Below are 20,049 nucleotides of genomic sequence, written 5' to 3' on the forward strand. Positions count from 1 at the left end.
GGGCCGCGCGACGCGGAGTTACGCTTTAATTAGCGTATTTTCAATATCTAACGCAGAAGTTGGGAGCGAGCGCGGTGAAAAGGAGGAGGCGCGGGGGGGTCGGGGTCCGGAGCGAGAGGGGGTCAGAGGCTGGACTGTACGGCCTTGGCGGCAGCGATGAGGAGGACGACGGCGAGAACGCGACGCAAGGTGAGGATGGAGTACTGCGTGGCGCCGATTCGCGAGCCGACAATTCCGCCGACGACAGCCGCGAAGATCGGCCAAGGCGAATCCATGAGTTCAAGGCGATGGGTAACGATTCGGCCGACGAGGCCCGCGTTGGAATTCACGAAGATGAAAGCGGCGGCGGTGGCGGCGGATTGTTTCGCGGTTGCCCAACGGGTGAGGATGAGAAGGGGACTCAGGAAAATTCCGCCGCCGATTCCGATCATTCCGGACAGCAGTCCGATGCCGGCGGATGCCGGCAAGGCGACGGTGAGATTCACGGGCCGTAAGGTTGGTGCCTGGTCCCCAGCGGCGACATTCATGGCGATCCGGATCGCGGCGACGACGAGGGCGAAAGCGAGCAGCCGTTGATAGAGCGGATCGGGCAGTTGGGCCAGACCGCCGAGGAAAGCGAGCGGAACCGAGACCGCGATGATCGGCAGAGTCAGGCGGGGATTGAAGTGGCCGGATCGGGCGAAGGCAAACAACGCGAGTGCGGAAACGGCGATGTTCAGCACCAGCGCCGTTCCTGCCATCTGCGCAGGGGCAACGGAAAACAGCGCGAGCACAGCGAGATAGCCCGACGCGCCGCCGTGGCCGACGGAGGAATAGAGCGCAGCGACGACGAGCACCAGCAGACTGAGCAGGACGGGATCAGGCATCGAACGATCTTGCGGCAGGGACCCCGTTTGACTCGGCCAAGAGGTTGATCGGATCTCCGGGTCGAATCAGACCTCCGCGCAGGACCTGAGCGAAGATTCCCTCGCGGGGCATGACGCAGTCTCCGACTTGCGCGAAGATCGCGCAGTGCGAGTGGCACTCTTTGCCGATTTGGGTAATTTCGAGGATCGAATCGGCGATGGAAATGCGGTCGCCGGGTTTCAGCAGCAGCAGATTAATACCGCGGGTGGTAATATTTTCGGCGAAGTCACCGGGATCCGCGTCGGCACCCATCTGCCGCATGACTTCAATGCTCTCGAGGGCCAGCAGACTCACTTGACGGTGCCACGGTCCGGCGTGGGCGTCGGTCTCGATGCCGTGATTGGCGATAAGGCTGGCCGCCTCGACATTGTGTTTTTGCGTACCCTTTGCTTCGCTAATGGAGACCGCGTGCACACGTCCGGAGAGAATCACCATGACAACAGCTCCACTTCAACATCGGTACCGGCGGCGAGATAAACGGATTCCGCGGGAAAACGCAGCAGGCCATCGGCTGCGGCAAGTCCGCTCAGCATGTGCGATTCCTGCCCGGAAGTCGGAGCGGCGCTCCATTGCGGCCCCTCCCGGCGAAGTTGCACGCGGACGAATTCGAGGCGCCCGGGTTTCTTCCTGAGCTCAGTGGACAGCCGGGCCAGCACGGTGATCGGCTCGACGCCGGTTGCGCCCAGCAAGCTGTGGATCGCCGGACGAATCAGCAGGTGGAAGGACAGCAGCGCGGAAACGGGGTTGCCGGGCAGGCCGAATAGCAGGACGGTTCGTCCGAAATGCTCGACGGTGGCGAACAGATTGGGTTTGCCGGGTTTGATGGCGACCGAGGTGTAGAGCAGTCGCGCTGCGAGTTCGCGCAGCGCGGCGCCGACGAAGTCATAGTCGCCGACGGACGCACCGCCGACCGTTACCACGATTTCCGAGCTCGCGATCGCCGCGCGGAGTGCGTCAACGGTGGGCTTCAGTTCGTCAGGACAGCGGGCGATCTCGCACTGCGCGACCCCCAACCGGGCACACGCGGCAGCGAGCGCGGGACTGTTGGAATCGTAGATCAAGCCGGGGCCAAGTTCAGAACCGGCCGCGCGCAGTTCGTCACCGGTGATAATGATCGTGACGCGTGGCGACTGAAAGACCGGAACTTGCGTGATGCCGAGATTGGCCAGCAACCCGATCACGGTCGGCGAAATTCGAGTGCCGCGCGCCAGCACGCTCTGGCCGGCCTGATACTCCTCCCCCGCTCGGCGGATGTTCTCGCCAGGCTTCACGCTTCGACTGATCGAAACGATATTGCGTTCGACGGTTGCGAATTCTTTCATCACGACGGCCTCGACACTCCCGGGCACCGGCGCACCGGTCAAGACCCGCCAGGCGGCTGCGGGCATGAGCTCGTGCTCGCAATGCACGCCGGCCCGAATCGTGCGGGTAATGGGCAGACTCACGGGTTTAGCTGAACTCGCAAGTTTCACATCTGACACTCTGACGGCGAAGCCATCGACGGCGGTGCTGTCGAAGCGCGGCAGGTCAAACGGCGCGCGGATATCCTCGGACAAGCACAAGCCGTCGGCATGGCTCAGCTCGACCGTGCAGGCGGGGAGTGGCCGGGCCTGTTCCAATACCAATCGGCAGGCGTCCTCAAACGGAATCACGAGTGCGAGCTCCGCTTCGCAAGTCCGCCGTCGTGCCCGCCGGCCCGTAACATGGGGAACGCGTGCAGCAGTCCGGGGAAGAGCGCGTCCAGGGATTCCGCGACGCCGCGTTTGGAACCGGGGAGATTAATGATGATGGTCTGGCCACGAATGCCGGCGCGGGCGCGGGAGAGCATGGCGTAGGGCGTGCGTTCGACTCCGTAGGCGCGGATGGCTTCGGGAATACCGGGGATTTCGCGGTCAATGATGCGGGCCATGGCTTCGGGCGTGTTATCGCGCGGACTGAAGCCGGTGCCGCCGGTGGTCATCACGAGATCGACCTTCAGGTCATCGCAATAGCGGCGGACGGTAAGTTCGATTTCGGGAATGTCATCCGGGATAATCCGGTACTCGTCAACGATCAGTCCTTCGGTTCGCAGCCGCTCGCTGATCAGGCGACCGGACAGATCGTCTTTCTTGCCCGCGGCGATGGAATCGGACATGACCAGGACAGCGGCGCGCAGCGGAACGGAGAACGCGGAGCGGAAATCGGATTTGCCGCCGGTTTTCGACAGCAGCTTGATGCTTGTGATTTCCATGGACTCGTCGAGCATTTTGAGCATATCATAGAGGGTAAGCGCGGCGACGGCGGCGGCGGTCATGGCCTCCATTTCGACGCCGGTCTTGTAGTTGGCTTTGACGGATGCGGTGACCACGATTTCGACATCGCGCAGTTCGAACTCCACGGCCACATGATCGATGGGCAGCGGATGACAGAACGGGATGATCTGCGAGGTGTTTTTCGCCGCTTGAATGGCGGCGACGCGGGCAACTTCGAGGGGATCGCCCTTGGGAACGCTGCGTTCGCGGATGCGGGCAATGGTGCGGGCCGCGAGCGTCAGGCGGGCTTCGGCCGTGGCGGTGCGAAGCGTCTTGACCTTTTTGGAAACATCTAACACGATTAGCCCCCGATGTGAGACATGCAGCGGTTTTCGAGCGCAGGCAGCGCACACTCCTGCGGATGCGCGAAGTGTTTTTCGTTCAAGGCGGTTTGGATCAGCTTGAGCAGGCCTTCATCGCCGACGCCGGCGCGCAGCTGCTCGCGGAGATTCAGTTCGGCGGGATAGAGTAGGCAGGACTTGATCGAACCGTCGGCGGTCAGTCGCAGACGGTTGCAGTTCGCGCAGAACTCTTCGGAAAGCGGGGAGATGAAGGAGACGGTCCCGGCATAGCCCGGTATGGCAAAACCGCGTGCGACCGAAGTGTCCGACGCGTCGGTCGGCATCAGATCGTATCGTGCGGAGAGGCGTTCGAGGAGTTGCCGCCAGGGGAGATACTGATTCCGGCTCCAGTTGTTGCCGGGAAAGGGCATGAACTCGATGAAGCGAATGTGCAGCGGGCGAGCTCGCACGAATTCAACGAAATCGAAGCACTCGTCGTCATTCAGGCCATTGATGATCACGACATTGAGCTTGATCAGTTCGAACCCGGCCTTCAAAGCCGCGTCGATTCCGGCAAGTACGCGGTGCAGCCCGTCCCGCATCGTGATGTCTTGAAAGCGCTCGCGGCGAAGGGTGTCGAGACTGATATTGAGGCGGTGCAGTCCGGCGGCTTTGAGCGCGGCAGCATGTTCGGTCAGGGTGATGCCGTTGGTGGTCATGGCCAGCGTTTGCAGGCCGTCGAGCTGCGCCAGTTCGCGGATGAGCCAGCACAAGTTGGCGCGCACCGTGGGTTCGCCTCCGGTGAGGCGGATTTTGGAGACCCCTTCTTCGGTGAGGATTTGCGCGATGCGCAGGATTTCCTCGAGGGTGAGGATCTCCGCGCGCGGCTTCCACTCGATTCCTTGCGCCGGCATGCAATAGACGCAACGCAGGTTACAGCGATCGGTTACGGCGATCCGCAGGTAGTTGTGCCGACGGCTGAAGCGATCAACGAGCGGCACGATTCGCTCCGTGTTGTTGACAGAGTTCGGCGAACTCGGCGGGCGTGTTCACGCCGCGCAGCAGGGCGAGTTCACCGGGGCCGAGGTCGATCCACTCCACCGTTGCGGCAGCAATGACTTCTCTCATCGAGCGCAACGGCGGGGCAGTCCCGGTCAGCAAGTGCGCGAGCAGAGTCTGCGGATAGTAGCCGGGAAAGGGAAAGAAGGCGTCGGACCCCTGACTTCGAAACAGATGAGCGAGCTGCGGCGGCCCGGAGCGCAGACGGGACAGCAACGACGGAGTGAGCAAGGGCTGATCGCAGGTTAGTACGAGATACGCATCCGCGAGAGCCAAGCGCGCGACGGTTGCAAGTCCTCCGGCCGGACCGTGACCGGGTCGATCATCCGGATAATGGATTGAGTTGTCGGATGGGCTCACCGTCGCGGGAGCGTCGCCGCCCACAATATATAACGGAGCGCAAATCGCTTTCAGTGGAGCTACGGAGTGCTCGAGCATCGTCATGCCATCGGGCAAGCTGAGCGACGCTTTGGGTTGGCCCATGCGCGAACTATGCCCGCCGTTTAGGATGACTCCCGCGAGTTTCATATGGCGACGATCTTGTACGATTCGGGAATTGCGACCGCGTGATTGGATTGGCCTACAATTTACGACAAGTCGAGCAGAAACTCAAACGGGGGAGCCTTTCTGACCCCCTGCGGGCGGGGGAGGAACGGATCGCTGCCTCTCGTAATAGCGGATTGGATCTGTCTTAATTCATGATAACATTGAGTTTACCGCCAGCACACGTGAAAAGTTTCACTTGACTTTTAACTTCACGCCGGGTATATTACACTCCATGAATGTTCATCAGCCCAAAGCGAGGAAGATTCGTCGTCCCAGTGGTGCTCAGGCCCGGCAATTGGCCGCGCTCACGCGGGAGCTGTCGCGGTGCTGCGTTGATAAGGAAGAGCGAATCTGTCGGAGCTTTGGCTTGCATGCGGCGGACGGGCGGGTACTGTCCGCGATCTACGGTGAGAAGCTGAACACGGCATCGGAGCTGGCGGAGCGGTTGCGAATCGGGAATAGTCGCTTGACCCCGCTGGTGGATCGTCTCGTGAGGCAGGGGTTAGTGAGCCGGGCGGAAAGCGGCAATGACCGGCGGGTGCGGCGAATCGAATTAACGGAAGCGGGGCGGACGGTCGCCGTGCAACTTCTGAACTTGGAGACGCAGCTTCATCAGGAACTGCTTTCGCAGTTTCCGGATTCGGAACGCGCGGCGTTGGTTGAAACCCTGCAGCGGTTAAAATTGGCGATGGACGAGATTCGGCGGTCGATCGAGTTCTAAAGAAGTCCGGCGGGTCGCGTCGTCATGAGGTTCCGGGGTGCGGCCCTTCTTGCGAAATATTTCACAATCAACCGAATCGGAGACGCTGTGAACTCCTGCCTCAATTCGATATCTGGAAGGCGATTGCTGTTCTCGACATTGCTCTTTCTGCTGACGGTCAGCGCGCCCGCGTTCGCGACGCTGGGTTATTTTTCGCACGGTTACGGCACGCAGAGCAAGGCGATGGGCGGCGCCGGCGTTGCGCTTCCGACGAACTCGATCGCGGCGGCGAATAATCCGGCCTCGTTGGTGTTCTTGAACAGTCGTTACGACCTGGCGGTGTCCTTGTTTAACCCGAATCGTGAATTTTCAGTCACCGGGAATCCATCGGGCTATCCGAATACGTTTCCGCTGACGCCGGGCACCACGGAATCAGGGTCGAACACATTTGTTATTCCGGCGCTGGGATATAACCGGATCATTGCGGAGCAGAATGCGGTGGGTCTCGCGATCTACGGCAACGGCGGGATGAACACGGATTATGATGCCGCCGCTTTCAACGGCAGCAGGCCAACGGGTCAGAATCTCTCGCAGCTCTTTTTCGGCGTTAGCTATGCGCGCAAGCTCACGGAACGTCATGCGCTGGGCCTCATGCCCGTATTGGCATATCAGATGTTCTCAGCGGAAGGGCTGGAAGCGTTCGGCAACTTCTCGACGGATGGCACCAAGCTTACCAACCATGACACGGATACCGGCACCGGTTTCGGGCTGCGGCTGGGCTATCTCGGCAAGCTGCACGAGTTGTTCAGCGTGGGTGCATCGTACCAGACGCAAATGGGGATGAGCGAGTTCAAGGACTACGCCGGATTGTTCGCGGAAGCGGGTGATTTCGACATTCCTTCCACATGGACGGCGGGAGTGGCGGCAGGTCCGGTGAAGCACTGGACGGTTGCTGTTGATGTACAGCAGATTATGTACAGTGAAGTGAAATCGGTGGGCAATCCGTTTGATCCCGCCGCATTTCAGCAAGGAATACTGCTCGGCAGCGACAACGGCGCCGGGTTTGGGTGGGAGGACATGACAAACGTGAAGTTCGGCGTCCAGTGGACGGGCATGCCGCAGTGGGCATGGCGCGCGGGCTGGGCGTTTGGAGCTCAGCCGATCCCGGATTCGGAGGTCATGTTCAACATACTCGCGCCGGGCGTGGTGGAGCAGCACCTCACGCTGGGCGGCTCGTACATGATTGGCGGTCAGAAAGAGATCAGTTGTTCGATCATGCGCGCGTTTTCGAATAGCGTGCAGGGAGCGAATCCGATGGAGGCTCCGGGGCAGCAGCAGATCGAACTCAAGATGGATCAGTGGGAAGTTGAAGTCGGGTTCGGGTTCTGATCTGACCGCCGTTGATGTCGATCCGATGACCCGGTGTTCCCAATTCTGCAAACCACAATGAATAGCCTGACCAGACGCAAATTTCTCAAGATCGGCGCGACCTCCGTCGGCGTAGCAGCGGCGGGACGTTACCTGTACGATCTGCCGGGCGTGGCGCAGGCTATCGAGCGGGGCGCCGGCGACGAGGACGTGCAGACGATTCCCACGTACTGCGACATCTGTTTCTGGAAGTGCGGAGTGATTGCGCACGTCGCGGGGGGTAAGCTCTGGAAACTTGAGGGCAATCCGGCCGATCCGCTGAGCAACGGCCGGCTCTGCCCGCGGGGCACGGGCGGCGTGGGCGCGCACTACGATCCGGATCGTTTGCGCGCGCCGCTGCTGCGCAAGAGCGTGCGCGGGCAGGAGGAATGGATCGAGGTGACCTGGGGCGAGGCGCTGGACTTTATTGCCGGGAAGATGCAGTCGATCAAGTCGCAGTATGGACCGGAGGCGATGGCGCTGTTCAGTCACGGGATCGGCGGCAATTTTCTGAAGCACACGCTCAAGGCGTACGGATCGCCGAATATCGCGGCACCGTCGTTCGCGCAGTGCCGGGGTCCGCGCGATGTCGGCTTTCGGCTGACGTTTGGGGAGGATGTGAGTTCGCCGGAGCGGACGGACATTCGCAATGCGAAGTGCATTGTGTTGATCGGTTCACACCTGGGCGAGAACATGCACAATACGCAGGTGCAGGAATTCGCCGAAGCCATCGAGCAGGGAGCGACAGTGATCGTGGCCGATCCGCGGTATTCGGTGGCGGCGTCGAAGGCGAAGTACTATCTGCCCGTGAAGCCGGGAACGGATCTGGCGCTGTTACTGGCGTGGATGAATGTGATCGTCACTGAACAGCTGTACGACGCGGAGTACATCGCGGCGCATGGGTTCGGATTTGAGCAGTTTGCCGCTGAGATACTGCACAACACACCGGAATGGGCTTATCCGCTGACGGGCGTGGAGCCGGCGCTAATTCGCGAGAGCGCGCGGGACATGGCGCGGTTCCGGCCGGCGACACTGATTCATCCGGGGCGGCACGTGAATTGGTACGGCGACGACGCGCAACGGAGCCGGGCGATCGCGCTGTTGAACGCGTTGCTGGGCAGTTGGGGCCGTAAGGGCGGGTTTTATTACCCCGCAAATATGGACCTGCCCGGTTATCCCTATCCGCCCTATCCGAAATCTGACAAGGGTAAGGTGGACAATCCGGATCACAAGTATCCGTTCGCGCACGAGACGATTACGACGGGGATTCGGGAAGCGACGCTAACCGGCACGCCCTATCCGATCAAGGGATGGATGGTCTATGCGACGAATCTGCTTCAGGCGCTACCCAACGAGGCGGAGACGATTCGCGCGATACAGAAGCTGGACCTGCTGGTGGTTGTCGATGTGATTCCGAGCGAAATCGCGGGTTGGGCCGATGTGGTATTGCCGGAGTCGGTCTATCTCGAACGGTTTGATGACTTGAATGTGGAGTGGTTCCGCGATCCGTTCATATCGATTCGGCAGCCCGTGGTCAAGTCGCCGGACGACCAGCAACCGAATTGGTGGATCGCGCGGGAGCTTGCCTTGCGTCTCGGACTCGCTGATTACTACCCGTGGCAGGATATCGAAGAGTACTTTCGCTTCCGGCTCGCGGCGGGCGGCTACAACTATGAGGAGCTGAAGGAGCAGGGGATTCTGCGCGGCGACCGGCAGCCGATCTACTTTGACGAGGGCGTGCCCGCGGAGTTCGGGACGCCGTCCGGGAAGATTGAGTTCTACAGCCTGCAACTGGCGGAGCATGGCTTCGACCCTGTTCCGAGATTCACGCCGCCGCCGGAGCCGCCGCCCGGCTATTTTCGGCTGCTGTTCGGTCGCGCGCCGGTGCATTCGTTCAGCCGCACGCATACGAATCGTGTGCTCATGGACATGATGAATGAGAACGAAGTGTGGGTCAATGCGGATGTGGCCGCGCGCCTGGGACTGAAGAGTGGTGATCGCGTCAAGTTGAAGAACGAAGATGGCGTCATCTCCAATTCCATCAAGGTGAAGGCCACGGAGCGGATTCGCACGGATTGCGTTTACCTGGTGCATGGCTTCGGGCACACGGCGAAAGGGATGCGACATGCGCGGGGCCGCGGGGCCAGCGATTCGCAGCTGATTACGCGCTATGTTGTCGATCCGCTGATGGGCGGCACGGGGATGAACGTTAACTTTGTCACCATCGAAAGCGAGGGCTGACGATGGCGCGCTTTGGCATGGTGATCGATACGCGGAAATGCGTGGGGTGCATGGACTGCGTTGTGGCGTGCAAGACCGAGAATCGGGTCCCGGAGGGCTATAACCGGGATTGGATCGTGACGGAAGTCGGGGGCAAGTTCCCCACGCTGAACATGGAGATTCGCAGCGAGCGTTGCAATCATTGCGACCATCCGCCGTGCGTCCATTGCTGTCCGACGGGCGCGAGCCATGTTCACGATCTCGGCGGCGTGGTGCTGGTGACGCACAACGAGTGTATCGGCTGCAAAGCCTGTCTGGCGGCGTGCCCGTATGACGCCCGGTTTATTCACCCCGAGGGGTACGCGGACAAATGCACATTTTGTATTCATCGCGTTGAGCAGGGGCAATTGCCGGCGTGCGTGGCAGTCTGTCCAACGCACTGCATGTACTTCGGCGACCTCGAAGACCCGAATAGCGACGTGAGCCGGCTGCTCGCGACCCGCCAACATCATAGCGTGATGCCCGAAGCGGGGACCGCACCGCAAATATTTTACCTGACGTAGCCGATGCCCGAGTTGACTTCCACGCGCATGAATCCGCTGCTCGACCCCGCACTGCACATCTGGGGTTGGGAGATCCCGGTGTACCTGTTTCTCGGCGGTCTGGTCGCGGGGATGATGCTGATCTCGGGTTACCTCATTTTCAGCGGTCGATACCGCGAACGGACACAGTGCGCCTGTTATCAAGTTCCCACGATCAGTCTGTTGCTGCTGACGCTGGGCATGCTCGCCTTGTTTCTTGATCTTGAACACAAGGGCTTTACGTGGCGGCTGTACACGACATTTGAGCTGACGTCACCGATGTCGTGGGGTGCGTGGATATTGCTTCTCGTCTATCCCGCGATTGCCGTGCTGCTGTTACTCCGCGCGCCGGATGCGTGGGGAGCCAAATGGCATGGCTGGCTGCGTCCCGTTCTGGTTTGGTCGTCAACCTTGCGGGAGAATCCGAGTGCGGTGCGCGCGATCGGCGTGCTCAACATGTTGCTCGGCGGCATGTTAGGCATGTACACAGGGGTGCTGCTCAGCGCGGTGGGCGCGCGGCCGCTCTGGAACAGCGCGATCCTGTGGCTGCTATTTCTCGTGTCCGGGGCGTCTTCGGCGGCCGCGCTCGTGCACATGATCGCGCAGGATCGTGACGAACGGGAGTTGCTGGCGAAGGCCGACAACGGTTTTCTCGTGCTGGAGCTGTTCGTCATCGCGTTGTATTTAATCGGACTGGTCAGCTCGACGTCGGCGCATCAGCAGGCGGCGTCACTCCTGCTCAGCGGAACCTACGCGCCCGTATTCTGGGTATTCGTGGTGATGGCGGGGATTCTGTTGCCGCTGATTGTGCAGATATTGGCGGTTCAACACAAAGTCAAACACACGGCGATTCCGCCGTTACTCGTGCTGTTTGGCGGACTGGTGTTGCGCTTCGTGATTGTCTATGCCGGGCAGACGTCGCATTGGATTCCAGTGACGGCGGCAGCCCTGCGTTGAAAAGGCGTACCGCAAGGGATTTCACATCACGCATTCATCGAGAGGGAAAGGACTCATGTCCGCAATCGGGTCGAATGAACTTATGGGGACGCCGGAAGCCGATCACGCGGCGCTGCGACCGGCCGCATCCGCTTATTGGAACCCCTACGCGGCTGGAATCGGTCTGGGGCTCGTCCTACTGGCGGCCTTTGTGATTATGGGTCGCGGCCTGGGCGCATCCGGCGCGTTTTCCAGTTTGGTCGCGACCGGTGTTCACACCGTATCGCCATCGCACGCCGAAGGGAATGCGTACTACCAGGAGTACCTCGGCGACGGCACCCGGCACCCGCTGAAAGATTGGCTTGTGTTTGAAGTCCTCGGCTTGTTTGCGGGGGGCTTTCTTTCGGGAATTCTGGCCGGGCGCGTGAACAAGTCGATTGAGAAGGGTCCGCGCATTTCGTCGGGGCGTCGACTCGTCTTTGCGTTTTCCGGCGGAGTGTTGATGGGCATCGGGGCGAAGCTTGCGCGCGGCTGCACGAGCGGTCAGGCGCTGACGGGCGGCGCGCTGCTGAGCGTGGGAAGCTGGGCATTCATGATGTGCGTATTCGCGGGAGCGTACCTGCTGGCCTATTTCATGCGGAGGCAATGGCTATGAGCGCGCCGTTATTCAAGTACGGATTGTTTGGCGATAACATGGGGCTGGTCGTCGCCTTTGGGATCGGGATCGGGTTCGGGTTCTTTCTCGAGCGCGCCGGTTTTGGCAGCGGGCGCAAGCTGGCGGCGCAGTTTTACGGCTATGATTTGACGGTGTTCAAGGTGATGTTCACGGCGATCATTACGGCGATGCTGGGGCTGTATTATCTGTCGGTGCTCGGCCTGGTCGATTTGTCACTGGTCTATGTCAGTCCCACCTACCTGCTGCCGCAAATTGCGGGCGGCCTACTCCTGGGTTTTGGCTTCGTGATCGGCGGCTACTGTCCGGGAACATCGTGCGTGGCGGCCGCGACGGGTCGGATTGACGGCTTCGTTTACCTGTGCGGGATTGTCGTGGGCATCTTCGTGTTCGGCGAATCATTCTCGCTGATTGAAGCGTTCTACAACAGTTCGTCGATGGGATCGATCACGCTGCCCGCTGTGACGGGCTTGTCTTACGGGCTTGTCGTGTTCCTCGTCGTGCTAATGGCGTTGGGTGGATTCTGGTTTGCGGGTCGGGCGGAGAAGAAGTGGGCGCATATTCGCCCGGAGTGAGCTGATGATGAAACTACTTTCGGGTTGGACATGGACGCAGAAGTGCGCCTTGATCGCGTTGGCGCTGGGAGTCGGCGCGGTGTTGCCCGGTAGTCCGTACCGGGGGACGCGGGTGTCGCTGGATATGAAGGAATTGGGTTTGATCGTGCAGAACGAAACGGACCATATCAGCGCACCGGAGCTGGCGGACTGGATTATTCAGGGTCGCGCCGACTATCGCTTGATTGACGTCCGCAGCGACGCGGAGTACAATGAATATCACATTCAGGGCGCGGAGAGCATTCCGGTCGGGGAATTGGCGACGGCGGAGCTCGGGCGCAACGAGAAGCTGGTTTTGTATTCGGAAGGCGGGATTCACGCGGCGCAGGCATGGATGCTGCTCGCAGGGCGCGGATTCAAGCACAGCTACATGCTTACCGGCGGGCTGGACGAATGGAAGGACCGGATTCTATTTCCGCGGCTTCCCGAGAGTCCGCTTCCGGCGCAGCGCGATTCGCTGGCCCGTGTGAAATCGGTGTGCGCGTTTTTCGGTGGGACTCCGCAGTCGGGCGCCGCTGAAGATGCGCTGACGGATTCGAAGCGCGTGCCGAAATTGCAGATTCCGACCGGTGGTACCGGCACTCCGAAGGCTGCCGGAGGCAAGAAGAAAAAGAAGGAAGGCTGCTGAGTCAACGTTGCCGTTACGCACAAGCTGAGCGCCCGCGGGATTCATTCCCGCGGGCGCTTTGTATTCGTCGTCCCGGCCACGTGCCGTGGCGCCGGGCGGTCAATCCGGCCGCGGCACGAAGCCGATGGCGTTGTTGGGTCGCTGCCCGGTCTCGATCAGGAAGTTTCGGAATTGTGCCCAGTCGCCGGACGGCAACCAGACATTGCTGTTGGTGATTCGGGTCTCGACGCTCACTTGGTGATCTTCAGTCTTGCATGTGCGTGAACCGCTTCCGCCCTGCCACGAGGCAGCGAGCGCGGCCGGCGTCTTCACGGCATTCCATTTCGCGGGGAAGGGGACATTGAGGAGCGTCGTGATCGTTCCGGGGACGCGAATCCAGAACGGAAACTCCTTCGCTTCGAGCGTGAGGGGCGGCGACATGAGATACGGATCGAGCGCAAGCAACGACGTGGGCAGCAGCCGGAACGCATCCGCCGTGTCAAATCTCGGCAGAGCAAACGAAAACGAGATCGAGACCGCCGCCGGACCAAGCTCGCGTACGATGGCGGAATTTACCGAGAGATCCGGCAGCGTCAACAGATCAGCCACAAACTCTTCAGCGCCAGCTTCGCGGACACTCTCGAACGGACTGAACCCGCCGGCGGCCGAGAACGATCCCACACCAAGAATGGTGTCGGCTTCGACGTTGGAGAGTGTGACGCGCAAATCGAGGCTGTTGCCTTCGGTTGTGAAAGGAATCAGCGGCTGAAGCGTCGGGGCGTCGGAATCGGTGGACAGATAGCAGGACTCCGCGAGGTCAACGCTCGCGAACTGGGAACGCGAACGCACTGGATCACAGAGGAAGCTGACCGTCCCGTGCTGAACTCGCAACATACCGATAGCATGATCGAGTCCGGGCACGGCGGGTTCGAACGGATACCAGACGACGGGATCGACCCGCAGTCCGTTGGCCTGTGCAAATGTGGCGACCAACTCAGCCAGTTCAAGGCTATTCCCGTAGCCACTGTTCAGCACGCGAGCAAGCGGGCGAATCACGACATCGAAATCAGGATGCTCGAACTCGAGACGGCTGAACCGCGCGGCAACCCAGTGCTTGATGGAGTCCAGCTTGCCTTCCTCGGATGTGGCAGGACGAAGCTGAGTCTGCAAGGAAACCGGGACCGCCACCGAGTCCGCGGCGGCCTCAAGTCGGCGCTTCAGTTCGCCGCCGACCGCTTTCCAGTCCTTCGCTGTGCTAAACGCGACGTTTGGCAACAGGATTCGATGACCGCCGAGATCCTCAGTAAGGTAACCCGGTTGCTCGCCCATGCGCCACGTGTTCACCCCATTCACCTGGATCGGCTGCTCGACACCATGCTCGCTCTCGAAGGTCAGCACGGCATTCGCCGGAATCTGCACGACCAGTTCGCGCAAGATCGTCGGCACCTCCTCGCGCAAGTAAACGCGACCGCTGAGCCACGGGAAACGCGGTTTCGCCGTGGTTACACGATAATGGAACTCCGAAATGCTTCCGTTTTCGAGTCCGAGCATCGTAATGACCATCTGGCGGAACAAACTGAATTCGGGAGCAAGGCTTAGTTCGTCCGGCGTGACGGAGTTGTAGGCGTTGTGAGGTGTGGCTTCGATCTGGCGTCCGTCCGCGGTGTAGGATCGTGCCGCGAGGATTTCCACTTGCTGTTCGCCTTCAATATACGCGACTCGTGGGTCTCCCCAGAGATCGCGCGCCGCTTCATCGGGCAGATAGCGGAACGAGTGCCACTCGTAGGTCTGGGCGCCATCCACTTGCAGCACGAACGACTCCTTGACATAGAGCAGGACGGCTGCGGCGCGGGGATAGCGCTCGATTGCTTTCACATTGGATTTCACACCCTCGGGCAGACCCATGAACTCGGCATGAAGCGGAGCAGCCGTGACTGATAAGAGGGCCAGTAGTCCGCAAAGGCACGGTAGCGCAACTCGGGAGCGGATCATCACTTGCCTCCCTTCCGGTCCACGACGAGCGACACGGCATCGGCATCCTTCATAGCGTCCGTGACCTTTTTCAATTTGTCATAGTGATCAGCCGCGATCCAGCGATCGCGGAATCGCCAGACCTGTTCCAATGTCAAGCCGCCACCGGCCGTCGTCCAGCCGCCGCGCAATGAAGCGAGGTCATCGCCGAGCTCGCGCGCTTCCGGCAGTTTGCGCACGGCGTGACCCGGTGGCAGCAGCAACGTCTCGCGCAATGTGACATGCCGCGGGTTGTACGTGAAGATCGGGTGTGCACGCTTCTTAGCAGTCAGGTCATGCACAAAGTTCCACTGCCGTCCATTTGCGGCGAGCAGCTTTACGCTATAGGGCACGTAATCCATCCGATCGCCAATAACCCGCGCATAGTCCGCAACCCGGAATTCAATCGCAACGGTGAACGGCTTTTCGAAATTCCACAGGTCGCCGAATTTGACAGTGACTAACTGCGTCGCCGGGTCGGCTTTGTGCAGCCAGTCGCGGCAGAAGTACTCCCAGCGGTCCTGTCCGGCATCGCTGAACGGACGGCGCAGACGCGCGTCGCCCTGCGTCTTGCCGCTCAGACTCAGTGTTCCGGAGAGCGTGCCATCGGTTTCCAACCTACTGGCCACGGCCACGGTGAAATCGTTGTCCTCGGTCGTGAATTTTTCGATTTGGCGCAGCTCCTCGCCCTCGGGACTGCCGATCACGATATGCTGTTCGGATTCGGCGCGGCTCCACAGTTCGGTGTTGAAGGGGGACCACGTCGGATCGAGCATGATGAACCCGCCGTCCGACTTCTTGACTGCGACGACACAGTGATTGAATTGGTCCGCCGGAATTTGTTCGACGCGCGAGCCGGCGCAAGTCATCACCGGATAGGTCGTGAAGCCGGCGACGCGCAGCATGGTGATCAGCATGCCGGCGATATCCTTGCACACGCCGGCGCGATCGCGGAAAGTCATGGTCGAGGGGTGCAACGTGTAGCCCTCGCCCTCACCCATGGAGACGCCGCTATAGCGAATCCCGTGGGCGACCCAGTGCAGCAGGGCATAGAACTTCGCGGTATCGGACTTGCAATCTTTCGTGACATGTTCGACTTCACGGCGAATGGCGTCGTCGGCCGCGAAGATCTCGCGATCTTCGTTTACGCGATAGAACCAGCGGGACTTTTCGGCCCAATCGCGCACGTTGGTGAAGACCACCTTCGGCACGATGTCGGGCAGATCGGGTTCGCGCGGCTCTTCCTTGAAGGCGGGGAGGTCCTGCTTCCAGAACGAGTAGATCAGCTTACCCGGCGCGAAGGTGAGCGACGATTTGATCTCACCATTATAGGTTTCGAATTGCGCGACCTTGGACTCCGGCATGACGATGGAGTACGCTTTGAGTTTGGTCGGCGGGGCGCCGCCAAAGCTCAGGAATCCGGCCGCGCCGCCGAACAGAATCACATCGTAGTAGGTTCCGCGCATCGGCGGGATGTACTTTTCCTCTTCGCCGTCGGAGGCGAGGTAGGCGATGGTAAACCCGACTAAAGTATGTTCGAGTTCGAGCGCATCGCCGACTTCGAGCGGCGGAATTGGCAGCACTTTCATGCGCGCGCCCCAGTAGATCAAGTGCTGCGGTTGCGGCTGATCGGTAGCCCGGGCGGAGCTCACCGTGTCCACGTTTCCGTCCGAGCGGTGGATCAGTGCGCGGGAGATCTCGAGGCGATTCGACGCGGGGTCGTAATCGAAGCGCACGGCGCGCAAGCGGGCGACTCCCTCGGGCGTGAGGATCTTTGTCAGCGTGTGACCACGCTTGTGCGAGAGTCCGGTGGTATCGACGTCAATCCACGTGGAGTCGAATACGATGAGTGTGGATTGGCCTTCGTAGTCGGCCGCGGTACCGGCGTCCTTGATCAGGTCAAAGAACGGGCTTGGATGAGCGGGTTCGGCACAGAGACCTGGCGGGCTGATCAAACAAATCAGCAGGCAGAGCGGAATAATTGTCCAGCGCATAGTGGGGTTGGAGGCAGGATGACATAGGTGGAAGCGGAAAGTGCCTTGGAATTAGTGACCACCTAAAGTGACGAAATTGAGCGACGAACGCAAGGGGGATTTGCGCCGGGATCGGGGCTCTTCCGCTGAAATCCATAGCAATAGGCACGACGGGGTTCGGCTATGCCTCCTGCGCGGAGCCGCCAATGTGAATACTCGACACGGAAGGTATCCGAACGACTCTCGCTGCGTTGAAGGGTTGACGTGCACATATGTTCATGCTGTTCTATTCTGCCGGCTTTGCCAAAAAATCAGACGGCCCCTCAGGACTGAAGGGCCGTCGAGCTTACCACTGAGCGAGGCGATCAGAAACGGAAACCCGTTTCGACGAAGAGCCGGGCGACGTCCTCGTTGGTGCCTACATAAGATTCGTAGGAACTCGATCCGTACCAATGCCGGCCGAGCGAAAAGTCCAGCGCTACTCTCCACCAGTCGGAGTCGGCCTTGGTGTCGGTAGATTGGTATCGGTAGGCGGTCTGGCCGCGCTGGACAGTCAGGTCGCCGCGCAGCGGTGTGGTCCAGCTCGCGCTGGCCGATCGTTGCAGGCCTGAAGTGAATCGGTTTTCGAAGGAATCATAGCGCGCGGTCAAGCCGAATCTGCCGCCGACAATGCCGTGCGTCACGGCGGCGATCGAAGTCGATGCATAGACTTTGGTCGTATTGGGCTCGTCGCGCAGCGTCTCGCGCAGATCCAGGCGCACATGATAGGGCAGACCAAGTTCGATTCCAGTTCGGTATCCGCGGCGCATGGCATCATCGAACAGGCTATCCGGGGTCTCGCGGGTTTCCCACGTGCGATAGTTGGCGTGACTGTCATAACCCGCCGTGACGGCGATTCGCTTGGCCGCCTGATAACGAGCGTTTACATTCACGTTAGCCAGAGACAATGAGGAGCCTTCGGTCTCGGCTCGCCATCCGCGATTGACATTCACATCGGCGCTCTCATAGATAGAGAATCCGCCAGGCGAGGAGAGGCTGAATTGCTGGTAGATGAATTCGCGACTGATTTCGCTACCGCTGTACTCCCCGGCGAAAGCGGTCGTCAGGCTAAGATCGCGGTGCGCATCTGCTTTAGACTTCCAGATGAGGCACACGCCGCCCTTACGGGTATCGGACCTAAACTCGGTGGTGGTCAAGTCCGGCTGGGAACCGGCGAACGATCCGAGATATAGGGATCCCGGCAATCGATATTGGAGATAGGCACCGTCGAGGTAGCCGATACCTCCGATGCTTCCGACGAGAATTCGTCCTCCCTGGAATTCCCAATCCGAGCCCGGGTTCCGGTAAGCGAGTGCCAGCTCGTAATAGCGGTGGTCCCATGCGGTACGATTTCGCGAGCCGGCGCCGTCGGGGTAGAAGTTTCTGCGGCTACGGAGCCGAACGCTCAGATCGAGTCCGCTTCCGAAAAGCGAGCGCATTCGGAGTCGCGTCACGACGGACGGCTGCGTGATGTCGTAATTCTGGGGCAGGCGGTCATTCTGCGAGTACCACTGCACACCGATTCGGCCTGTTACCTGCTTCTCAAGTCGTTTCGATTTGGCGGACTTCGTCTTGGGCGCAGGTTGTTCCGTGATTTCACTGTTTTCCACGCCGGCAAGCTCCGGGGCAGCCGCCGCAGAGTCCGGAACCTCGACGAACGCGAGATCTCCCACGATCGGCGCGGAGTGTTGCTCGATGATGCGGGCGGACGAAGAGTTGTCGGCGGTCGCCACGATCTCCAGACTAGCAATAGTCGCACTGTCGCGCCGGACTTCTGCCGGTTGACCAATCTCGATACCCTGCGAGCGTCCGGCATCGAGATAAACGAGGTCGCTCGTGACAAGAGTAATCGTCGCGCCAACGGTCGCGGCAACAGCGGAGGTTGCCGTCCACCATACGACGGATGCGATAAGCGCGGTGAAAAGTGCGGCGTGCTTACGGTTCAACAAGTGTTTGCGGGTTCTGATCATGCGGATCGTTGTGAAGATCACATACGTTATTCGCGGCCGTCGGGATGACAGGAATAGCAAGCACTACTCGCGTACACGTAACCGGAGACGCCTTCATGATGTCCATCTGTTTCGGAGCGACTGTGCTCGTGACAATTTATGCACGCGAACACCGCGTAGTTGGATGAATTCGTATGGCATTCGGAGCACGTATTCCACTCGTTACGATGCTCACCGGAGTAGATCGGGAAGTACGCTCCGTCATGATTGAAGTTGCTGTTCCAGTTCGAGGTCGTGTGACACATTTCGCAGTTGTGCGGGATGCCGTCTCCCGAGTGGGGCGGATCGGTGGCACTGTTATAGTCCGCGGTATGGCAACTGTAGCAACCTGTGGGCAGTCCGTTATACTGGCCGCTGGCGTGGCACTGGACACAGGTGGCCGAGACGTGCGCGCCCGTCAGCGGGAAGTCGGTATTCGAATGATTGAAGTTCGAGCTCCAGTTCGTGGTCGTATGGCACGTCTGACAGCTTGTTGAGAAGCCAGCGGACTGGTGATCGGGGTCATTCGTGCCGTTGTAATCTGCTGCGTGACAGCTGTAGCACGTCGAGGGCAAGCCGTTGTACTGGCCGCTCGCGTGGCACTGATTGCAGGAGGTCGAGACGTGCGCACCAGTCAGTGGGAAGTCGGTATTCGAATGGTTGAAGTTCGAGTTCCAGTTCGTCGTGGTATGACACGTCTGACACGTCTGCGGGAACAGCGCGGCGTCGTGATCGGGATTGGTCGTGGCATGATAGTCCGCGGCATGACACGACCAGCAGCTCGTTGGCAGGCCGTTGTACTGGCCGCTGGCATGGCACTCATTGCACGAGGCCGAGACGTGCGCGCCCGTCAAGGGGAAGTCCGTGTTCGCGTGATTGAAATTCGAGTTCCAGTTCGTAGTCGTATGGCACGTCTGACACGTCTGCGGGAACAGCGCCGCATCGTGGTCGGGGTTGGTCGTGGCATGATAGTCAGCGGCATGACACGACCAGCAGCTCGTCGGCAGGCCGTTGTACTGGCCACTGGCATGGCATTCATTGCACGAGGCCGAAACGTGCGCGCCTGTGAGCGGGAAGTCCGTGTTCGAATGATTGAAATTCGAGTTCCAGTTGGTGGTCGTATGACACGTCTGACACGTCTGCGGGAACAGCGCGGCGTCATGATCCGGGTTGGTCGTGGCATGATAGTCAGCGGCATGACACGACCAGCAGCTCGTC

At 60.4% G+C, this 20,049-nt stretch carries 18 protein-coding genes; 8 read left to right on the plus strand and 10 right to left on the minus strand.

From position 1 onward, the window contains the following. Positions 1-122: 122 nt before the first annotated feature. Genes HZB60_11515 through HZB60_11540 form a run of 6 tightly spaced genes read right to left on the minus strand, consistent with a single transcriptional unit; the run spans position 123 to position 5,065 of the window. A complete protein-coding gene (locus tag HZB60_11515) occupies positions 123-866 on the minus strand; it encodes a sulfite exporter TauE/SafE family protein (GenBank protein ID MBI5060395.1) in 744 nt (247 codons plus the stop codon). Then, positions 859-1,341 carry an MOSC domain-containing protein gene (locus tag HZB60_11520; GenBank protein MBI5060396.1) on the minus strand — a complete coding sequence of 161 codons (483 nt, stop codon included), beginning with the start codon at positions 1,339-1,341 and terminating at the stop codon, positions 859-861. The genes HZB60_11515 and HZB60_11520 overlap by 8 nt, the downstream gene beginning before the upstream one ends. Further along, positions 1,335-2,558, minus strand: coding sequence for a molybdopterin molybdotransferase MoeA (locus HZB60_11525; protein ID MBI5060397.1), 1,224 nt, complete (start codon positions 2,556-2,558; stop codon positions 1,335-1,337). The genes HZB60_11520 and HZB60_11525 overlap by 7 nt, the downstream gene beginning before the upstream one ends. Further along, on the minus strand, positions 2,555-3,523 hold the full coding sequence (locus HZB60_11530; GenBank protein MBI5060398.1) for a bifunctional molybdenum cofactor biosynthesis protein MoaC/MoaB: 969 nt from the start codon (positions 3,521-3,523) through the stop codon (positions 2,555-2,557). The genes HZB60_11525 and HZB60_11530 overlap by 4 nt, the downstream gene beginning before the upstream one ends. Further along, positions 3,499-4,479 (minus strand): GTP 3',8-cyclase MoaA, encoded by a 981-nt coding sequence (gene moaA / locus HZB60_11535; protein MBI5060399.1) that lies wholly within the window; start codon positions 4,477-4,479, stop codon positions 3,499-3,501. The genes HZB60_11530 and moaA overlap by 25 nt, the downstream gene beginning before the upstream one ends. After that, complete coding sequence (locus tag HZB60_11540) at positions 4,466-5,065, minus strand: molybdenum cofactor guanylyltransferase (GenBank protein ID MBI5060400.1); 600 nt, start codon at positions 5,063-5,065, stop codon at positions 4,466-4,468. The genes moaA and HZB60_11540 overlap by 14 nt, the downstream gene beginning before the upstream one ends. Before the next feature lie 250 nt (positions 5,066-5,315). On the opposite strand from HZB60_11540, the gene HZB60_11545 reads away from it, so the two are divergent. The 8 genes from HZB60_11545 (at position 5,316) to HZB60_11580 (ending at position 12,842) form a co-directional block, all read left to right on the plus strand. Next, positions 5,316-5,804: a MarR family transcriptional regulator gene (locus HZB60_11545; GenBank protein ID MBI5060401.1), complete on the plus strand. Its 489-nt coding sequence runs from the start codon at positions 5,316-5,318 to the stop codon at positions 5,802-5,804. An 87-nt stretch (positions 5,805-5,891) separates the two neighbouring features. Then, positions 5,892-7,172, plus strand: coding sequence for an outer membrane protein transport protein (locus tag HZB60_11550; protein ID MBI5060402.1), 1,281 nt, complete (start codon positions 5,892-5,894; stop codon positions 7,170-7,172). 57 nt (positions 7,173-7,229) lie between these two features. Beyond that, on the plus strand, positions 7,230-9,431 hold the full coding sequence (locus tag HZB60_11555) for a molybdopterin-dependent oxidoreductase (protein MBI5060403.1): 2,202 nt from the start codon (positions 7,230-7,232) through the stop codon (positions 9,429-9,431). Between the two features lie 2 nt (positions 9,432-9,433). Next, a complete protein-coding gene (locus HZB60_11560) occupies positions 9,434-9,973 on the plus strand; it encodes a 4Fe-4S dicluster domain-containing protein (protein ID MBI5060404.1) in 540 nt (179 codons plus the stop codon). 3 nt (positions 9,974-9,976) lie between these two features. Next, on the plus strand, positions 9,977-10,948 hold the full coding sequence (nrfD, locus tag HZB60_11565) for a polysulfide reductase NrfD (protein ID MBI5060405.1): 972 nt from the start codon (positions 9,977-9,979) through the stop codon (positions 10,946-10,948). 82 nt (positions 10,949-11,030) lie between these two features. Then, positions 11,031-11,582 carry a YeeE/YedE family protein gene (locus HZB60_11570; GenBank protein MBI5060406.1) on the plus strand — a complete coding sequence of 184 codons (552 nt, stop codon included), beginning with the start codon at positions 11,031-11,033 and terminating at the stop codon, positions 11,580-11,582. Beyond that, a complete protein-coding gene (locus HZB60_11575; protein MBI5060407.1) occupies positions 11,579-12,175 on the plus strand; it encodes a YeeE/YedE family protein in 597 nt (198 codons plus the stop codon). Before HZB60_11570 ends, HZB60_11575 begins: the two co-directional genes overlap by 4 nt. 4 nt (positions 12,176-12,179) lie before the next feature. Beyond that, positions 12,180-12,842, plus strand: a complete 663-nt coding sequence (locus HZB60_11580) for a rhodanese-like domain-containing protein (protein MBI5060408.1) — start codon at positions 12,180-12,182, stop codon at positions 12,840-12,842. A gap of 99 nt (positions 12,843-12,941) precedes the next feature. Here HZB60_11580 and HZB60_11585 read toward each other — a convergent pair whose 3' ends face one another. The 4 genes from HZB60_11585 to HZB60_11600 all read right to left on the minus strand — a co-directional run. Further along, complete coding sequence (locus HZB60_11585) at positions 12,942-14,813, minus strand: DUF3857 domain-containing protein (protein MBI5060409.1); 1,872 nt, start codon at positions 14,811-14,813, stop codon at positions 12,942-12,944. Continuing rightward, positions 14,813-16,825 (minus strand): DUF3857 and transglutaminase domain-containing protein, encoded by a 2,013-nt coding sequence (locus HZB60_11590; protein MBI5060410.1) that lies wholly within the window; start codon positions 16,823-16,825, stop codon positions 14,813-14,815. Before HZB60_11590 ends, HZB60_11585 begins: the two co-directional genes overlap by 1 nt. Positions 16,826-17,169: 344 nt before the next feature. Then, positions 17,170-18,813, minus strand: a complete 1,644-nt coding sequence (locus HZB60_11595) for a hypothetical protein (protein MBI5060411.1) — start codon at positions 18,811-18,813, stop codon at positions 17,170-17,172. Between the two features lie 26 nt (positions 18,814-18,839). Beyond that, the coding region (locus tag HZB60_11600; GenBank protein ID MBI5060412.1) for a hypothetical protein at positions 18,840-20,049 on the minus strand (1,210 nt) is incomplete at its 5' end.

The organism is candidate division KSB1 bacterium, assembly GCA_016214895.1.
Lineage (GTDB): Bacteria > Electryoneota > RPQS01 > RPQS01 > RPQS01 > JACRMR01.